General features: G+C 40.0%; 17 protein-coding genes, 1 tRNA gene and 2 pseudogenes. 18 read left to right on the forward strand and 2 right to left on the reverse strand.

The window, feature by feature from the left end:
• Positions 1 to 5 precede the first annotated feature (5 nt).
• From EAI95_RS08065 to EAI95_RS08130, 14 genes are all read left to right on the forward strand, one after another.
• Positions 6 to 239, forward strand: a complete 234-nt coding sequence (locus EAI95_RS08065) for a hypothetical protein (protein WP_120701272.1) — start codon at positions 6 to 8, stop codon at positions 237 to 239.
• Between the two features lies 1 nt (position 240).
• Complete coding sequence (locus EAI95_RS08070; RefSeq protein WP_129822683.1) at positions 241 to 798, forward strand: conjugal transfer protein; 558 nt, start codon at positions 241 to 243, stop codon at positions 796 to 798.
• An 11-nt stretch (positions 799 to 809) separates the two neighbouring features.
• Positions 810 to 1805, forward strand: coding sequence for a conjugal transfer protein (locus EAI95_RS08075; protein WP_129822684.1), 996 nt, complete (start codon positions 810 to 812; stop codon positions 1803 to 1805).
• 10 nt (positions 1806 to 1815) lie between these two features.
• The gene (locus EAI95_RS08080) at positions 1816 to 2040 is read left to right on the forward strand and encodes a TcpD family membrane protein (RefSeq protein WP_048789269.1); all 225 of its coding nucleotides are present in this window, start codon (positions 1816 to 1818) and stop codon (positions 2038 to 2040) included.
• 2 nt (positions 2041 to 2042) lie between these two features.
• A complete protein-coding gene (locus EAI95_RS08085) occupies positions 2043 to 2453 on the forward strand; it encodes a conjugal transfer protein (RefSeq protein WP_129822685.1) in 411 nt (136 codons plus the stop codon).
• Between the two features lie 13 nt (positions 2454 to 2466).
• Positions 2467 to 4971 (forward strand): ATP-binding protein, encoded by a 2505-nt coding sequence (locus EAI95_RS08090; protein WP_129822686.1) that lies wholly within the window; start codon positions 2467 to 2469, stop codon positions 4969 to 4971.
• A gap of 12 nt (positions 4972 to 4983) precedes the next feature.
• Complete coding sequence (locus tag EAI95_RS08095; RefSeq protein ID WP_129822687.1) at positions 4984 to 6900, forward strand: conjugal transfer protein; 1917 nt, start codon at positions 4984 to 4986, stop codon at positions 6898 to 6900.
• Positions 6890 to 7114, forward strand: coding sequence for a hypothetical protein (locus EAI95_RS08100; RefSeq protein WP_129822688.1), 225 nt, complete (start codon positions 6890 to 6892; stop codon positions 7112 to 7114). Before EAI95_RS08095 ends, EAI95_RS08100 begins: the two co-directional genes overlap by 11 nt.
• 16 nt (positions 7115 to 7130) lie before the next feature.
• Positions 7131 to 8237, forward strand: a complete 1107-nt coding sequence (locus EAI95_RS08105) for a CHAP domain-containing protein (RefSeq protein WP_129822689.1) — start codon at positions 7131 to 7133, stop codon at positions 8235 to 8237.
• 15 nt (positions 8238 to 8252) lie between these two features.
• Positions 8253 to 8438: a DUF3173 domain-containing protein gene (locus tag EAI95_RS08110; RefSeq protein WP_002908784.1), complete on the forward strand. Its 186-nt coding sequence runs from the start codon at positions 8253 to 8255 to the stop codon at positions 8436 to 8438.
• Between the two features lies 1 nt (position 8439).
• Complete coding sequence (locus tag EAI95_RS08115; protein ID WP_129822690.1) at positions 8440 to 9570, forward strand: site-specific integrase; 1131 nt, start codon at positions 8440 to 8442, stop codon at positions 9568 to 9570.
• Between the two features lie 318 nt (positions 9571 to 9888).
• Complete coding sequence (locus tag EAI95_RS08120; protein ID WP_129822691.1) at positions 9889 to 10428, forward strand: T6SS immunity protein Tdi1 domain-containing protein; 540 nt, start codon at positions 9889 to 9891, stop codon at positions 10426 to 10428.
• A gap of 51 nt (positions 10429 to 10479) precedes the next feature.
• On the forward strand, positions 10480 to 10860 hold the full coding sequence (locus EAI95_RS08125; RefSeq protein ID WP_036758258.1) for an immunity 22 family protein: 381 nt from the start codon (positions 10480 to 10482) through the stop codon (positions 10858 to 10860).
• A gap of 86 nt (positions 10861 to 10946) precedes the next feature.
• Complete coding sequence (locus EAI95_RS08130; protein WP_129822692.1) at positions 10947 to 11489, forward strand: T6SS immunity protein Tdi1 domain-containing protein; 543 nt, start codon at positions 10947 to 10949, stop codon at positions 11487 to 11489.
• A gap of 182 nt (positions 11490 to 11671) precedes the next feature.
• Here the strand turns inward: EAI95_RS08130 and EAI95_RS08140 are convergent.
• Positions 11672 to 11744 (reverse strand) — tRNA-Lys (locus EAI95_RS08140).
• Between the two features lie 262 nt (positions 11745 to 12006).
• Entirely contained in the window at positions 12007 to 13278 is a 1272-nt protein-coding gene (locus EAI95_RS08145) for a replication-associated recombination protein A (protein ID WP_129822693.1), read from the reverse strand.
• Between the two features lie 114 nt (positions 13279 to 13392).
• On the opposite strand from EAI95_RS08145, the gene EAI95_RS08150 reads away from it, so the two are divergent.
• The 4 genes and pseudogenes from EAI95_RS08150 to prmA all read left to right on the forward strand — a co-directional run bounded on the left by EAI95_RS08150 (position 13393) and on the right by prmA (position 15559).
• A complete protein-coding gene (locus EAI95_RS08150; protein WP_129822694.1) occupies positions 13393 to 13863 on the forward strand; it encodes a DUF3013 family protein in 471 nt (156 codons plus the stop codon).
• A gap of 52 nt (positions 13864 to 13915) precedes the next feature.
• Positions 13916 to 14281, forward strand: a pseudogene (locus EAI95_RS08155) (hypothetical protein); the annotation flags it as partial.
• Positions 14277 to 14471: pseudogene (locus tag EAI95_RS08160) on the forward strand (GNAT family N-acetyltransferase); the annotation flags it as partial. The pseudogenes EAI95_RS08155 and EAI95_RS08160, both read left to right, overlap by 5 nt.
• 137 nt (positions 14472 to 14608) lie before the next feature.
• Complete coding sequence (gene prmA, locus EAI95_RS08165; RefSeq protein WP_129822695.1) at positions 14609 to 15559, forward strand: 50S ribosomal protein L11 methyltransferase; 951 nt, start codon at positions 14609 to 14611, stop codon at positions 15557 to 15559.

The raw sequence follows: 15559 nt of genomic DNA on the forward strand, positions 1-15559 counted from the left end.
AACCTATGGAATACAAAGTAGAAATCAATTCATTAGAAAACTTTAAAGCCTGGTCAGGTGGATTAGAAACTCTAAACACTGTCCGTGAACGTGGTGGAGTTGATACTTTAACCGTCATCTGTGAAGATATCTTCTCTGGTGATATACCTACAGAAACTAGGATTAATGACTGGCTCTGGTTTGATTCTGATTTTATCTACCAAGCTCTGGGCTATGATGATCTCCTTGAGGCTTCTTAAGATGCTTAAGAAGATCTATCAGACGGACTTTTTCCTTTTGCCCGAACAAGAATTCTGGCATATGTACATTCTCTTACGGAAAGGCAAGAACTTCTACTATGAATGTGCTGGAAGATCTACCGAGAAGCTACCGGATGCGAAAGGTTTTTATGACTATGAACATGCCTGTTTTACGCTAGACGGGGAAATTCTTAGCCTAAATAAAAGAATGCGTCCATCACTTATCGCTTTTATCCAACGAACCATTAAAAGCAAACAAGAAACATTTAGAAAGGAAATTGAAATGGCAACTAAAACAACATTTGAAAAGAAAGTCTCTCAAATCACCAATGAACTGGGAGAATTGCTTAAAAAGAAAGATCATAGAGAAGCTTGGACCAAGGCTGGCGAATTAAATAGCCTACTCAAAAAGGAAGAAGTTAAAGATCTTCGTCCAGAACTAATCGAGCAGCTTCAAACGGAGTTACGAGGCTACTATTACATTAACGGAGAAATTGAAAAAGCTAATAAGCGCCTCTATGCCAAGGGATCCAAACTAATTGAACTGGCTGGACTCTAAAAGGAGGTCTTATGGATAAAGCTAAACACTACTTACTAAAAGCAAGAGCCTACCTCTCAAAATTTAAAAAGATGGAAAAGAAAGGAGGTCCACCTAGACTGAAAATCACCAACAAGAAAACAATCAATCTAGTGGTTATTGGAGGAATTTCTTTCCTCCTTTTTGTTGGTCTAACGGGGGCTATTCGTGCTATCACTCTCTCGAATCAAGTCTCTAAACTAGAAAAGAATGTGGAGATTCTCCATGCCAAAAAGACTCAGGCACCTGTAGAAGAAAAACAGTACGACTATAAGCTCCAGTATTATCTCAATGATTTTGTCTATGCCTACTTCACTCTACCTCAAGAAGTTGAAAAACAAGAAGGACAGATCGACTACCTCAATAGCTTTTATAACTTTGTTCCGGATGTAAAATCCCAAGGCCAAGTCAGAAATCCAAGCGAGTTGCTAACGGCTCAACTAATCACTGTAGAAAACAATGTGGCAACTTACCGGATCAAGTACAAGGAATGGATACGCCATGACAAGGAAACACAAGAAACAGAAATTGTGACAGGTTTCAATATTCCATTTGATGAAAAAGATGGGAAATACTATATCTCCGGCCTTCCTTGGTTCACTACCCTAGAAAGCTCACAAGCTGGATCCTTCAAGGAAGAAGACAAACTCACTCTTACCACTACAGATCGTCTTTCTGATTCAGTACACAAGAAAGTAGATAAGTTTCTAACTGTCTTCTTCACTAACTACACCACCAATCAAGATAATCTCAACTTGATCTCAAAAGATATAGATGTTGTCGCAAATACAACCTTTAAAAGTATCGACTACACCTATCTCAAAAAGAATAAAAAGGGGCTTACAGCCTATGTTCAAGCAACCTTTGAAGTGGGAGGAACTACTCACTCTGAAAACTTTACCTTTACCCTTATCGAAAAAGAAAAAACCTACTATGTCTCTAAACTAGAGCACACAATCCCCTTAAACTACGCAAATAATCAAGAATAGGAGAATTTATATGAATACAGACAACCTACGAAGTTTCCTTCAAGGCGACGGAATTTGGATTCTAACAGCTATTGCCGTGCTCTTAGCGATTAAGGCTTGGCGCAACAGCTCCTGGCTCCAACTCTTTTCGGTCGTTGGCTTTTATGCCGTGATTGTCTCCATCGCAAAAGGACAGGATATCCTCAAAGCTTTTGGATGGTTCCTACGCCTCTTTGGAATTGAAACAGGACTTTAATCATGAAAGAAGAAAAACTCTATGATTACAGTAAGGGGCTAAATGCTCCTTATTGGATCCAAGAAATTAAGACGAAAAAGGGCACACGGATTTGGTACTTCGCTACACCTATGCAGTTGTCCTTTTTTATTGTCTTCATCCTCGTCTTTGTGGGGATGTTACTGTTTGGAGGAGTCATTCTTGTTCCATTAGCTAAAATGACTCACTCCATTTCTCTCTTGCTCTATTGGTATCTACCCTATAAGCTGGCCAAGTTCTACACTGAGTATGAACCTCATGGAAAGAAGATGTATCTCTTTCTCTCTGACTACCTGATGTATCTGTGGGACTTCAAACTTAATCAAAAAGCTATCTACCAGGAGGACCGAATAGAATCAATTGATGAAATTGTCTTTGAAAAAACAAACCTATAGAAAAGGAGGTCCTATGAGTATTACCTTAACCTACCCGATTCGAGAAACACATGACAACCTAGCTCTGAAAAAGGATCATTCCGTTGTCGCTTTCTATCGAATCCCCAATACTCCCATCACCATTACGGATGATGAGAAAAAATGGAAACACAAAATTACTGTTGCGCAAATGATGAAAAAGCTCCAAAAGAACCAACACTTTGAAATTTCATTGCTTCCAAAAGATTATCTCCTAGAAGAAAAAATGCGGGACTTTTCCGATGCTCTAGCAGAGGACAGCCGTGAACTGGGAGAAGAATTGCTTCTTTACAGTGTTGAGCGTCTGACAGACGAGATGGAAATTCCTTATCAGTTTGACTGGGTGATTGGAGTCACCCTTCGCAAACAAAATCACGGGGCAACCATTAAAGACTTGGCCTATGAAAGCTTTACAGACTTTTCAGAAAAAATCGCAAAAGGATTTGGCTATGAGTTAGAACTGAGTCCAACTTGGTATCAAGAATATCAAAGTGACGAATTAACTATCTTTCAAGCCCTATCTGTCCTTCGAGCACAGCGCCTCACCAATGAAGAACTCTTCTACTACCAGCGGATGCAATACCTCCGCTATATCCCTCACTACAAGAAAGAAGTGATCGCCAATCGTGCGTCTTTCAATATCACAGATACCTTGATTAAGGTCCTTAAAGGAGGCTTCCTTAAGCTCGAAAGCCCTTATGGATCCTCCTTTGTGACCATTCTTCCTGTTGGAAAGTTTCCCGTTCAGTTTAATGGTTTTCACTTGGGAGAATTCATCCAGCGCTTGAATTTTCCAGTTGAGTTACGAATCAAATCTGAGTTCATTGATACTAGTAAAATTAAAGGCAAGATGGGACGCTCCAACACTCGTTATCGAAACATTATGGAAGAAGCTGAGAATACCGACACCGTCCAACAAGATGAAATCATTATGGGATCTATCTCTCTAAAAGATCTGATGCGTAAAGTCGGAAACAAAGAAGATATTATTGAATATGGAGCCTACTTGATTGTCTCAGCTTCAAGTGTTCACCAGCTCCGCCAAAGACGACAAGTGGTCCTTAACTATTTTGATGATATGGGAGTTGAGATTAGTGAAGCCTCACAAGATGGCCCCTATCTCTTTCAAGCCCTCCTATACGGGGAACCTCTTCAAAAGAAAACTCGTACCTGGACTCACATGGTAACACCTCGAGGCTTTGCGGAACTCATGCCCTTTACCAATACCACTTCTGGAAATAGAATTGGTTGGTATATCGGCCGGGTTGATAACTGGACGGGACGCTGGGACTCCATCTCAAAAGCTATCGAATCATCAAAAAATATCGTCCTCTACAATGCGACAGTCGGAAATAAAGAAGATATTGCAGGAAAAATCACCAAGAACCCTCATATCATTATCACTGGGGCAACAGGCCAAGGAAAATCTTTCCTCGCTCAGATTATCTTTTTAAGTGTCGCTTTACAGAATGTTAAAACCCTCTACATTGACCCGAAACGCGAACTTAGAAATCACTACCAAAAAGTGATTAGTTCTCCAGAATTTGCAAGACTTTACCCTGAACGCAAGAAACAGATTGAGAACTTTAATTTTGTGACGCTGGATAGCTCACTACCTTCAAACTACGGAGTCTTGGATCCTATTGTAGTTCTTGATAAGGAACAAGCTGTAGAGGTCGCAAAGAATATGCTCGAGTTTCTTCTTCAAGCTGTAGATGATGTATCGATGGACCAAAAGACAGCTATTACAGAAGCCATCAATACCATTGTCGAACGTCGAGTAGCTGGTGAGTTAGTCGGCTTTAAACATGTTCTAAAAGTTTTAAGAGAGGCTGCTTCATCAAACATAGCCTCAGTCGGACGTTACTTAACATCCATTGTCAATAATTCAATTTTAGAGTTAGCTTTCTCAGACGGAACTACAAAAGGTCTCAATTATGAGTCTCGTGTGACTGTTTTAGAGGTCAATAATCTCAAACTCCCAAAGGACGATTCCACAAAAATTTCAGATCATGAACGGAACTCTATCGCCCTAATGTTTGCGCTTGGGGCCTTTTGTACTCACTTTGGAGAACGCAATGAACACGAAGATACCATTGAGTTCTTTGACGAAGCCTGGATCCTTATGAAGTCCGCAGAAGGAAAAGCGGTTATCAAAAATATGCGCCGGATTGGACGCTCTAAAAACAATACCCTTGCTCTTATTACTCAGTCTGTGCATGATGCGGAAAATGACGATGATACAACAGGTTTTGGGACAATCTTTGCCTTTTATGAAAAGTCTGAACGAGAAGATATATTGAAACACGTCAATCTGGAAGTGACTGAAAGTAACCTAGAATGGATTGATAATATGATCTCAGGTCAATGCCTTTATTCTGATGTCTACGGCAATCTCAATATGATTTCTGTTCACAACATTTTTGAAGATATTGATATGCTTCTAAAACCAATGAAAGCTACAGTATCGTCAAGTCTTGAAAATAAATATGCTAGTTAAGGAGGTGAATCCATGCAAGAAGCTTTTGAGAAATTAAGAGGAGTCGATATCTTCTCTCTTAAGTCCTATATGGAGCCGACTAGCTTTGGGTCTTTCAATGGGGCTTGGGTCTTAATTAACGAACTCTTCGTCAACTTCTTCTTTTTCATTCTCAATGCGGTAGTTGGTTTCTTCTCTCTCTTAATTCGTGTATTAGAAAGTGTTGATTTATACTCTGCTTATAAGAACTACGTTTATAAAGGAGCTAGTAAAATCTGGAATGGTTTCACCGGTTCCACACATGGTGGAATTACAAGTGGTTCCTTGATTTCTATTTTGTTATTAGGACTTTCCTTTTATCTCTTCTACCAGTATTTCTTCTCAAAAGGAAGTTTCACAAGAACTATGATTCATGTCTGTATGGTGATACTTCTTGGCTTTAGTTACTTTGGGACCATCGCTGGAACATCTGGAGGTCTCTATTTACTAGATACCATCAACTCCGTTTCCAAAGATGTCTCTTCCAAGATTTCAAACATCGAGATTAACTATGGAAAAGAGAAATCCCTAAAAGTTGGGGAGACAATGGCAGATAACTATATAGCAGAAACATCTTATAAGGCCTATGTCTTTGTCAATACAGGTCAGGAAAATGGGAAATACAAGAATAGTCAAAACGGAAAAGAGGAGAATTTTGATGATAGTCAAGTTCTTGGAACAGGAGATAAGAATGGGAATTTCAAACCTGTAAAAGCCAAAACTCGCATAGACTATTTAGACAAAATGGGAGATGGTGCTAATGAAGATTCAGAAGAAAACCGTTGGGTATCGGCTATGCCAGACTTCATCTTTATTCGCATGTTCTATGTCATCTTTAAAATTGTAGAGGCCTTTGTCTTAGCGATTCCAGTTATCTTGATTCAGCTCTTAAATGTCCTGGCTCAACTCTTAGTTCTCATGATGATTCTGCTCTTTCCGATTGTCCTTCTCGTATCTTTTATCCCTCGGATGCAAGATCTGATTTTCGGAGTTTTAAAAGTCATGTTTGGAGGTCTAGCATTTCCAGCAATTACAAGTCTTTTAACTCTTCTCATCTTTTACATCGAAAAGCTCTTAGAAAATTTAGTTACCAGTGGCTTTGATAAAGTTTTAAAAACTCTGCCTTCTCTTATCCTATTCGGCCTTGTCTTTAAACTCTTAGTATCCGTTGTTTCTAAAGGCACCATTTACATTCTTATGTGGAAGTACAAGGCAGAATTGATTCAATTCATTTTAGGGTCCAAAGCCCGTATGATGGCAAATGACCTCGGAAATCGTATGGAGCATGGAATGACTCGAACAAAAGAGGTTGCCTCTCAAGTTCCAACTCGCAGTCTTTCAACCGCTCAACACTTAGGAAATTTCGCCTTAGCTGGAGCAGGAATTGGAGCAGGAATGCTCATGCATTCGAAAGATCACTTCCAACAAGTAGGCTCTTTCTTTACTCAGAAAGACACGATGCCGGAAGAAGATTTCGAACCAGATATCCCAACTGAAACACCTCTTGAACAAGAGAGCACAGTAGCTCCTAAAATTAAAACAGAGAATGAGAGTGAGAGCACGCCTACTTCAAAAAAATCAAATCTACAAGAAAGAACGCCAGAACAGCCTAGCGGAAAAGTGGAAATATCTATTCAAGCTGAGCGACCTTCTACTACAGAAGATGAATTCCATACACTAAAAGAAGAATGGATTTCCCCATTTAAACAACACCGAATCAATTCACTGGAACGTGAACTAGATAAATATAAAGATCCGAAAGCTATGTATAAAGCTCAAGGATCCAATGCCTTTACTCGTGCCTATCGAAAGACTATGACACGAGATGATAAATTACGAACAAATATTGAACGAAGAAACAAACTAACAGAACGGCTCAATCAATTGAGAGGAGAATACAATGAATATTAGAATTCATTCAAGAACAGCTTTCCCAAGGATTCTTGAAGAAACTCTTTTTCAAACTTACCAAGAAGGGAAACGCTCAGTCGATTTCCTTCTTTTGTTTCCTGTTAAAGAACGTGAAAAAGACTCTATACTGGATCAAGTCAAAGCTCATTCTGTCGTACTAGATGCCAAGTGGCGCTTTGGGACAGTGCTATTCACGGCTTATATCAAACACTAACTAGAAAGGAGGTCCTATGAAGAAATTAAAATGGTTTTTACTGGTTGGACTAATCCCCATCATTCTCCCCTTTCTTCTCATTATCATTCTTGCGGTTGCCACAGCAGGAAGTCCGACTGGAGGATCTGAGTTGGAAGGAGCCACCTATGCGGAACACTGGTCCTCTGGAGATCCATATACACACAATCTATTAGTTCATCGATATGGCATTACAGCAGCTCAACTAGACGGATTTTTAGACACTTTAGGGATCTCCTATGATAAGAACCGGATTAACGGGAAAAAACTCCTAGAATGGGAGGCCAAATCCAATCTAGATGTCCGAGGTATCGTGGCAATTGCCTTAAATGAAAGCTCACTCGGAACTGCTGGAGTCGCAAGAAACCCTGGTGCCAACATGTTTGGTTATGGAGCATTTGATTCAAATCCTGAGAATGCCAACAATTTCAATGACGAGGTTGCCGTAGTTGCTCTAACCCAACAGACAATTATTGGAAATAAGAATGAAACCTTCAAAATTCAAGATGATAAGGCTCAAAAATATGCGAATGGTTCTTTGAATCAGACCGTTGATGGAGGTGTCTATTTTACAGATACTACAGGCTCTGGCAAACGTCGAGCTGAAACGATGAGAAAGCTAGATCAGTATATCGATGAACATGGTGGAACACCGAAAGCACCAATCCAATTAACTGGAAAAACTCGAGATGGAGGAGGAGTTACTTCAAATGATATTCCGGTAGGATATAGTCTTACAAAAGCTATCGATACAAATGGATATATCACTAGCACCTATCCATGGGGTGAATGTACTTGGTATGTCTTTAACCGTGGAAAACAAGTTGGGGTTAACTTTGATCCATTCATGGGAAATGGTGGCCAATGGATGAATAAGCCAGGCTTCACAACAACCCATACACCAACAGAACACTCTGCTCTATCATTTAGTCCTGGACAAGCTGGAGCTAATCCAATATACGGGCATATTGCCTTTGTGGAGCAAGTTAAATCGGATGGGTCAATTCTTGTCTCAGAATGTAATGTGAAGGGAATTGGAGTGATTAGTTACCGTACATTTGATGCGGAAACTGCAAAACAATTTACCTATGTATTAGGACACTAGAAAGGAGAATTAATAATGATAAATAATACGATATCACAAAAAGATTTGATTGAAATGGGGTATAAGCAATACACAGCTATGCAGATTATCCACCAAGCAAGGAAATTGATGGTTAACAAAGGTTATAGTTTTTACGATCGAAAACGTTTGATGGTTGTGCCTAAAAGTGCAGTCTCAGAAGTATTGGGAGTGGAATTGTAGTATGGCAAGTATTAGATATTTAAAACGAGGTAAAAAGAATCTTTGGACCTATACTATAAGGGATGAAACAAGTAAGACAATTGCTTATAAAAGTGGCTTTGAAACAAAGAAAAAAGCTCAAATAGAAGCAGAAAAATTGTTAAGAAAGTTGAATCGTGGATACAGTCTTGATGGTAAAATGACACTTTATCAACTATATCAAGAGTGGCTTAATTTAAAAATACTACCTAGTAAACGCAGTCAAACGACAAAAAAGAAGTACATTTTAAGAAAAGAAGTCATTAGAAAATTATTTGGAGAGACTCCTGTTTCGCAAATAAAACCTAGTAAATATCAACGTATCATGAATGATTATGGTAAAACTGTAACACGAAACACATTAAGTAGACTTCATACTAGTATTCAAGAATGTATTAAAACGGCACAAGCAGATAAAGTTTTCCTAGAAGATTTTACTTATTTTGCGGAATTATTTTCATCAAAAGAGTCCCAGGCTATAGAAGATAAGTATATTCATAGCGAGAAAGATTTCAACACTATCATTAACCATTTTAAGCAAAAAATGGATTATAGAAGATCAGTTGTTCCTTTTGTAATTTATATGCTTTTTAAAACAGGTATGAGGTTTGGAGAATTAATCGCTTTAACCTGGGAAGATGTAGAGTTTGATGAAAAAGTAATTACAACATACAGACGATACAATACGACGATTTGTCAATTTGTTCCACCCAAAAATAAAACATCTATTCGGAGTATTCCGATAGGTGAAGAAGAGCTTGAAGTATTGAAATTGTTGCAGAAGGAACAAGAAGTAGTGAATACAGATCTTGGAATTATCAATAATGAAAACTTTGTTTTTCAACATTATGGCTATGTGCAAGAAATTCCAAATATTGCAACAGTTAATAAAGCATTAAAGAAGACTTTGACTGAATTAGAGATTACACCAATTATTACTACAAAAGGCACAAGGCATACTTATGGTAGCTATTTGTGGCATAATCAAATTGATTTGGGAGTAATTGCAAAAATTCTAGGACATAAAGATATTTCAATGTTAGTAGAAGTATATGGTCATACACTACAAGAGAAGATCAATGAAGAATTTGATAACGTTAGAAAACTTTTGTAATTATTTGGTACAAAAAACAAAATGACAAACAAAAAAGCTTGATATATCAGGCTTCCTGTTGATTTATTGGATGCCCCCTACATGAATTTGTAAAAATTTTTCATATTGAAAGTAATCAAAAATGTTGGAATTTAAATGAATTTCGGAAGGTGCTCTTAGGTATTTTCAATGTCATGATTTAAAAATGGGGCAAAAACGAATGACTCATAAAGGTTTCTTACTTGGTTTGAAAACCTATAATACCTAATGATTATGCTATACTGGAGATATAGTGTTGTTATAAATAAAAATCAGTGTGAGACTAAATCGGAGGAAAATATGCTAGAAAACTTTATAAAAGAGGTGGATATGCCCCAAGAAGTGATTGAAAAATACAAGGACCAAGTCCCTGCTGAGTTAGTTCAGATTTGGCAAGAGGATGGTCTTGGAACCTTTTTAGATGGTTATCTAAAAGTCATCAATCCAGATGATTATCTTGAGCTTCTCCAAGATAGTTATTTCAGAGGAGATGTCGCTTTTCCTATGTTCGTAACAGCGTTTGGAGATATTGTTACTTGGGAAAAGAACGCCTATGTGGGAATTGTCCAATATAATATTCAGGATTTGGATATTATTTGTAAGGGGATGGATTTATTCGTTCAATATTTAGATAACGAATATATTACAAAAAAATTTGAACTTGATTTATATAGACAAGCTGTGTCAAAACATGGTGCTCTGTCTTATAACCAGTGTTTCGGTTTTGTTCCTCTCCTGGCATTAGGAGGCTTTAAAGATGTGGATCACATGGATAAAGTTAAAGTCCTGGAGCACATTTACCTCATGTACCAACTCACAGGCGGAGTAATGGACGATTGATAAAAAAGAGCCACCTTCGAGGCGGAGTTTTGGAAAATAGAAAGGATAATTATGGAAACAGAAAACACAGTGTCAATTTGGATTGGCAACTTTGCTACTAAGTTAGATTTAGATGAGTTTATAAATTTGAAATATGATGAAGAAGGAGAGGTGGTTCCTTCATTGTTTTATAATCAATACAATATTGATATTGATGACATTGATGATTACTTAATTGAAAAAGAAGTTTTTGAAATCAGCTTTACAAATTTGTTTGACATGCTAAAGGAGGCATCCTATAATAATATTATTGTAAACAATTTAAAGCAAAAAGGCATAAATCCCAATATTGAACCCAATAATGCGTTGATTTTGATATATAATTATCAGTTTGATAGCAATACTTTACGAACAATTAACACAGAATTTATAGCGACTGTAGAGTACAAATAATTAGAAGATAAAAATGAATCGAGTTACATTTTATAGAGTAATTGGAGTGGTTAAATTCACAATCTAAAATCAAGAAAGAGGAAAACATGTTAGACAACTTTATAAAAGTGGCAGATATGCCCCAAGAAGTCATTGAAAAATACAAAGATCAAGTTCCAACTGAGTTAGTTCAAATTTGGCAGGAAGATGGTCTGGGAACCTTTTTAGATGGTTATCTAAAAGTTATCAATCCAGATGACTATCTAGAGCTTCTCCAAGATAGTTATTTCAGAGGAGACGTCGCTTTTCCTATGTTCGTAACAGCATTTGGAGATATTATTACTTGGGAAGAGAATGCCTATGTGGGAATTGTCCAATATAATATTCAGGATTTGGATATTATGATTAAGCGTATGGATCGTTTCATAGAGTATGTTGATGATGAAGATTTTAAAGACGATTATTTCGATATTCCACTCTACAAAAAAGCTGTTGCCAAACATGGGCAATTGGCCTACGATGAATGTTTCGGTTTTGTTCCTTTGCTAGCTTTGGGAGGCTTTAAAGATGTGGATCACATGGATAAAGTAAAAGTCCTAGAGCACATTTACCTCATGTACCAGCTTACAGGCGGAGTGATGGACGATTGATAGATAGGAACCACCCTCGCGGTGGTTTTTTCGATGAAAACGAGTGTTAGATAAATAGTGAGTCTTTGGATGAGACTCGCTTATTTTGTTAATGTAAAATTTTTTGGTACAAATTTTGGTACAAAAAACAAAATGACAAACAAAAAAGCCTGATATATCAGGCTTCCTGTTGATTTATTGGATGCCCCCTGCAGGGCTCGAACCTGCGACCCATAGATTAAGAGTCTACTGCTCTACCAACTGAGCTAAGGAGGCAAAAAAAAGCTGTATTGGTGCCGAAACTTCACGGTTTGTATTGAACCCGCGCAATTAAGCAGGTGGGCAACTTGCTCTAACTGAAGCTGCTTCCGCGTGATACGGCCTGCATGCTGTTAGAAGTCCTTTGTTTCCCTAATAATACAAAAAATAGTCGGTCAACACTTAAGTGTGAAGTCGTACACCACAGCGTTTCTATATGTATATGATACCATATTTCAAAAAAATTTCAAGGGAAAATCTCAATTTTTTGGAACCGATATCACCTTTTCTTGAGTTGATCAATCTTCTCTTTTGTCGCCCCTAGGGCTCGCTCGTATTTGCCATTTTCATTGGGAGTGAAATAAGAGGCCCCCTTAAGCTTGTCTGGTAGATAGTCCTGTTGGACCCAATTGCCAGGATAATTGTGGGGATACTTGTAGTCTTGGGCATTTCCCAAGGTCTTGCTTCCGGCATAGTGACCATCCCGTAAATGGCGGGGGATAGGAAGATTACCCGACTTCCGGAGGTCAGATAAGGCTTTGTCCATGGCGACGTAGGTCGAGTTGGACTTAGGCGAAAGAGACAGGTCGATGACGATGTTGGCGATGAGGATGCGGGCTTCGGGGAAGCCGATGCGCTCCGCTGCCTGAAGGGCTGTCACCGTATGGATCTGCGCATCTGGATTGGCCAGGCCGATATCTTCGTAGGCAATGACCGTCAAGCGACGGGCTAAGCTGGGTAGATCGCCCGCTTCGATCAAACGTGCGGCGTAGTGGAGACTAGCATCGACATCGGATCCGCGGATGGACTTTTGCAGAGCAGAGAGGACATCGTAGTGACCGTCTCCGTCCTTGTCCATGGTGATATAGCTGCGCTGGAGGCTGTTTTCCATGATGTCGAGACTGATGTAGCGAACGCCATCCTCCCCTTCCTTGGTAGAGAGAACAGCCAAATCGAGAGAATTATAGGCAGAACGCAGGTCTCCATTGGTCGAAGTGGCGATGAAATCCAAGGCTTCCTCATCGAGGGTAACAGGGAAGTCAAAGCCCCGCTCAGGGTCGCTCAGTGCCAACTGGATAGCCTCTTTGACCTGTTCATTGGTCAAGGGTTCCAACTCAAAAATCTGTACCCGACTGCGAATGGCAGGCGTCACGGAGAAGAAAGGGTTCTCAGTCGTTGCGCCGATCATGATGACCAGACCGCTTTCGAGCAAAGGCAGGAGAAAATCTTGTTTGGTCTTGTCCAAGCGATGGATCTCGTCCAAAAGCAGGACTAGGCCACCTGAAAACTTAGCTTCTTCTGCAATCTCTTGCAGGCGTTTTTTACTGTCGATAGTTGCATTGAAGGTCCGAAAGGCATACTTGGTCGTGCCCGCGATGGCAGAAGCAATACTGGTCTTGCCAATCCCTGGTGGGCCAAAGAGAATCATGGACGAGAGACGATTGGCCTCCACCATGCGACGGATGATTTTCCCTGGGCCGACCAGGTGTTCTTGTCCGATGACCTGATCGATGGTTTTGGGACGCATGCGCAGGGCGAGATTGTCGGGCATGAGGGTCTCCTTTCTAGCTTTGTCTCCTTTAAAAGAGGCAGTTTTTATGGTAAGATTGTAGTAACTATTGTATCATATTCCGCTCTAAGAGTGGGAAATTAGAAAGAGGACACGATGCCTAAATATGGATTTTTGGATGTTTTAGAAGAGGAAATGGACAAGGTCTTTCCCTTTGACTTTGAGATCAATTGGGATAAGAAAAATCATGCGGTAGAAGTGGCTTTTCTCTTGGAAGTGCAAAACACAGGAGGAGTTGCCTTGGTCGATGAGTCGGGGGAAGAGTCTGACGAGGATATCTTCTTTGAAGAAGCCGTCATCTTCTACAATCCAGCCAAGTCGCATGTGGAAGAAGATGCCTATTTAACGGCGATTCCGTATGAGCCTAAAAAAGGCTTGTCTCGGGAGTTTCTAGCTTATTTTGCGACCTTCCTAAAGGATACAGCCGAGCTGGCCTTGGATGACCTCATGGATTTCTTAGCAGACGAAGAAGCAGAGAGCTTTGAGATCGTCTGGAACCAAGAAGTCTTTGAAGAAGGAAAAGTTGGCCTAGAAGAAAGCACCTTTTACCCTTATCCGAGATATTAGAAAAGATTCTAAGTGTTTTTTGAATACTGGATTCAAGGAGAAGGGGAAAACTATGCTAGAAAAAGTCAAACAGTTTTTCAGGAGAAGGTCAGATAAATCTGAGCAATCAGTTTGCATTCTTCCCCGCAATCGCTTTGCGGATTTAGATTTTGAGCGAGTATTGAAGTCAGGAACTCGTTGTTGTGTTGATGAAGATGGGCACTATGCTGAGGATGGTAAAATCACATTATTTGAATTTTCTATAGACTTTGCAGAATTTGAGTTCATAGGTGATTTCAAAATTGAGGAGGAAGATCAGTTTAAGCAACTATTAGCTCGTTTGAATAGTTTTGACAATGCCATTCAGTCCCATTTGGAAAGCGAGTTGCAACAACCTATCCCTCGGTTTGCCAAGAATCTCGGCTATACTCAGAAAAGGTTATGGCTCTGAGGGATTGCGCTTGCTAGAAGAGGAATTTCCAACCATCACACAGTGGGATTTGTGTACGGTATTACAGGATGCAGGCATGGTCGCCTTTTACGAGAAAAACGGCTATCGTCAAACCCATATTGAGCCTGAAAAAGAAGGCATGGATATGGTCTACATGAAAAAATTGATAGAGAAATAGAAAGGACGGTTCAGTTAAATTTTTAAACTGAACCCGCCCTAAACACGGTGCCAAAAAGATAAACTTCTCTTAGACACAAACGTCTTCAGAGAGTTTCCTATTTTGGCTTTGTGTTTTACGGGCTTGGTATCTTAATAATGGAAACATGGCAAGAGTTAAAAGTTACAGTCAAGCGTGAGGGAGAGGAGTTGGTCTCCAATCTCTTGATTGAGTTAGGTGCCCAGGGTGTTGCGATTGAAGACAGTATGGACTATGTGGGCAACGTCGATCGCTTTGGTGAGATTTTCCCTGAGGTCGAGCAACAAGAAGAAATTGTGGTGACAGCCTACTATCCTGAAACGGTTGATGTGGTAGCGGTTGAAGCGGACTTGCAGGCTCGCTTAGCAGAATTGACGGATTTTATGGACTTAGGAGAAGTCAAGATTGGTACTACTGCCTTGGCGGAGGAAGACTGGGCCGACAACTGGAAGAAATACTATGAACCAGCTCGCATCACTCATGACTTGACAATTGTGCCGTCATGGACGGACTATGAGGCGACTGCTGGAGAAAAGATTATCAAGCTGGATCCTGGTATGGCCTTTGGAACAGGAACCCACCCAACAACCAAGATGAGCCTCTTTGCCTTGGAGCAAGTCCTTCGTGGCGGGGAGACAGTGCTAGATGTGGGGACAGGATCAGGCGTCCTTTCCATTGCCAGCTCCCTTCTCGGTGCCAAGGAAATCTTTGCCTATGACTTGGATGATGTAGCGGTTCGCGTCGCTCAGGAAAATATTGAGCTCAATCCGGGAATGGAAAACATCCATGTAGCTCCAGGCGATTTGCTGAAAGGCGTGGAGATTGAGGCAGATGTCATCGTGGCCAATATCTTGGCAGATATCCTTATCCATCTGACAGAGGATGCTTATCGTTTGGTCAAGGACGAAGGTTACCTGATCATGAGTGGCATTATCAAGGACAAGTGGAACATGGTGCGTGAGTCGGCTGAATCGGCTGGATTTTTCCTTGAAACCCACATGATCCAAGGGGAATGGAATGCCTGCGTCTTCAAGAAGACTAAGGATGTCTCCGGTGTGATTGGAGGCTAG

Origin of the sequence: Streptococcus sp. bf_0095, assembly GCF_004166885.1 — a bacterium.
In the GTDB taxonomy this organism is placed as follows: Bacteria; Bacillota; Bacilli; order Lactobacillales; family Streptococcaceae; genus Streptococcus.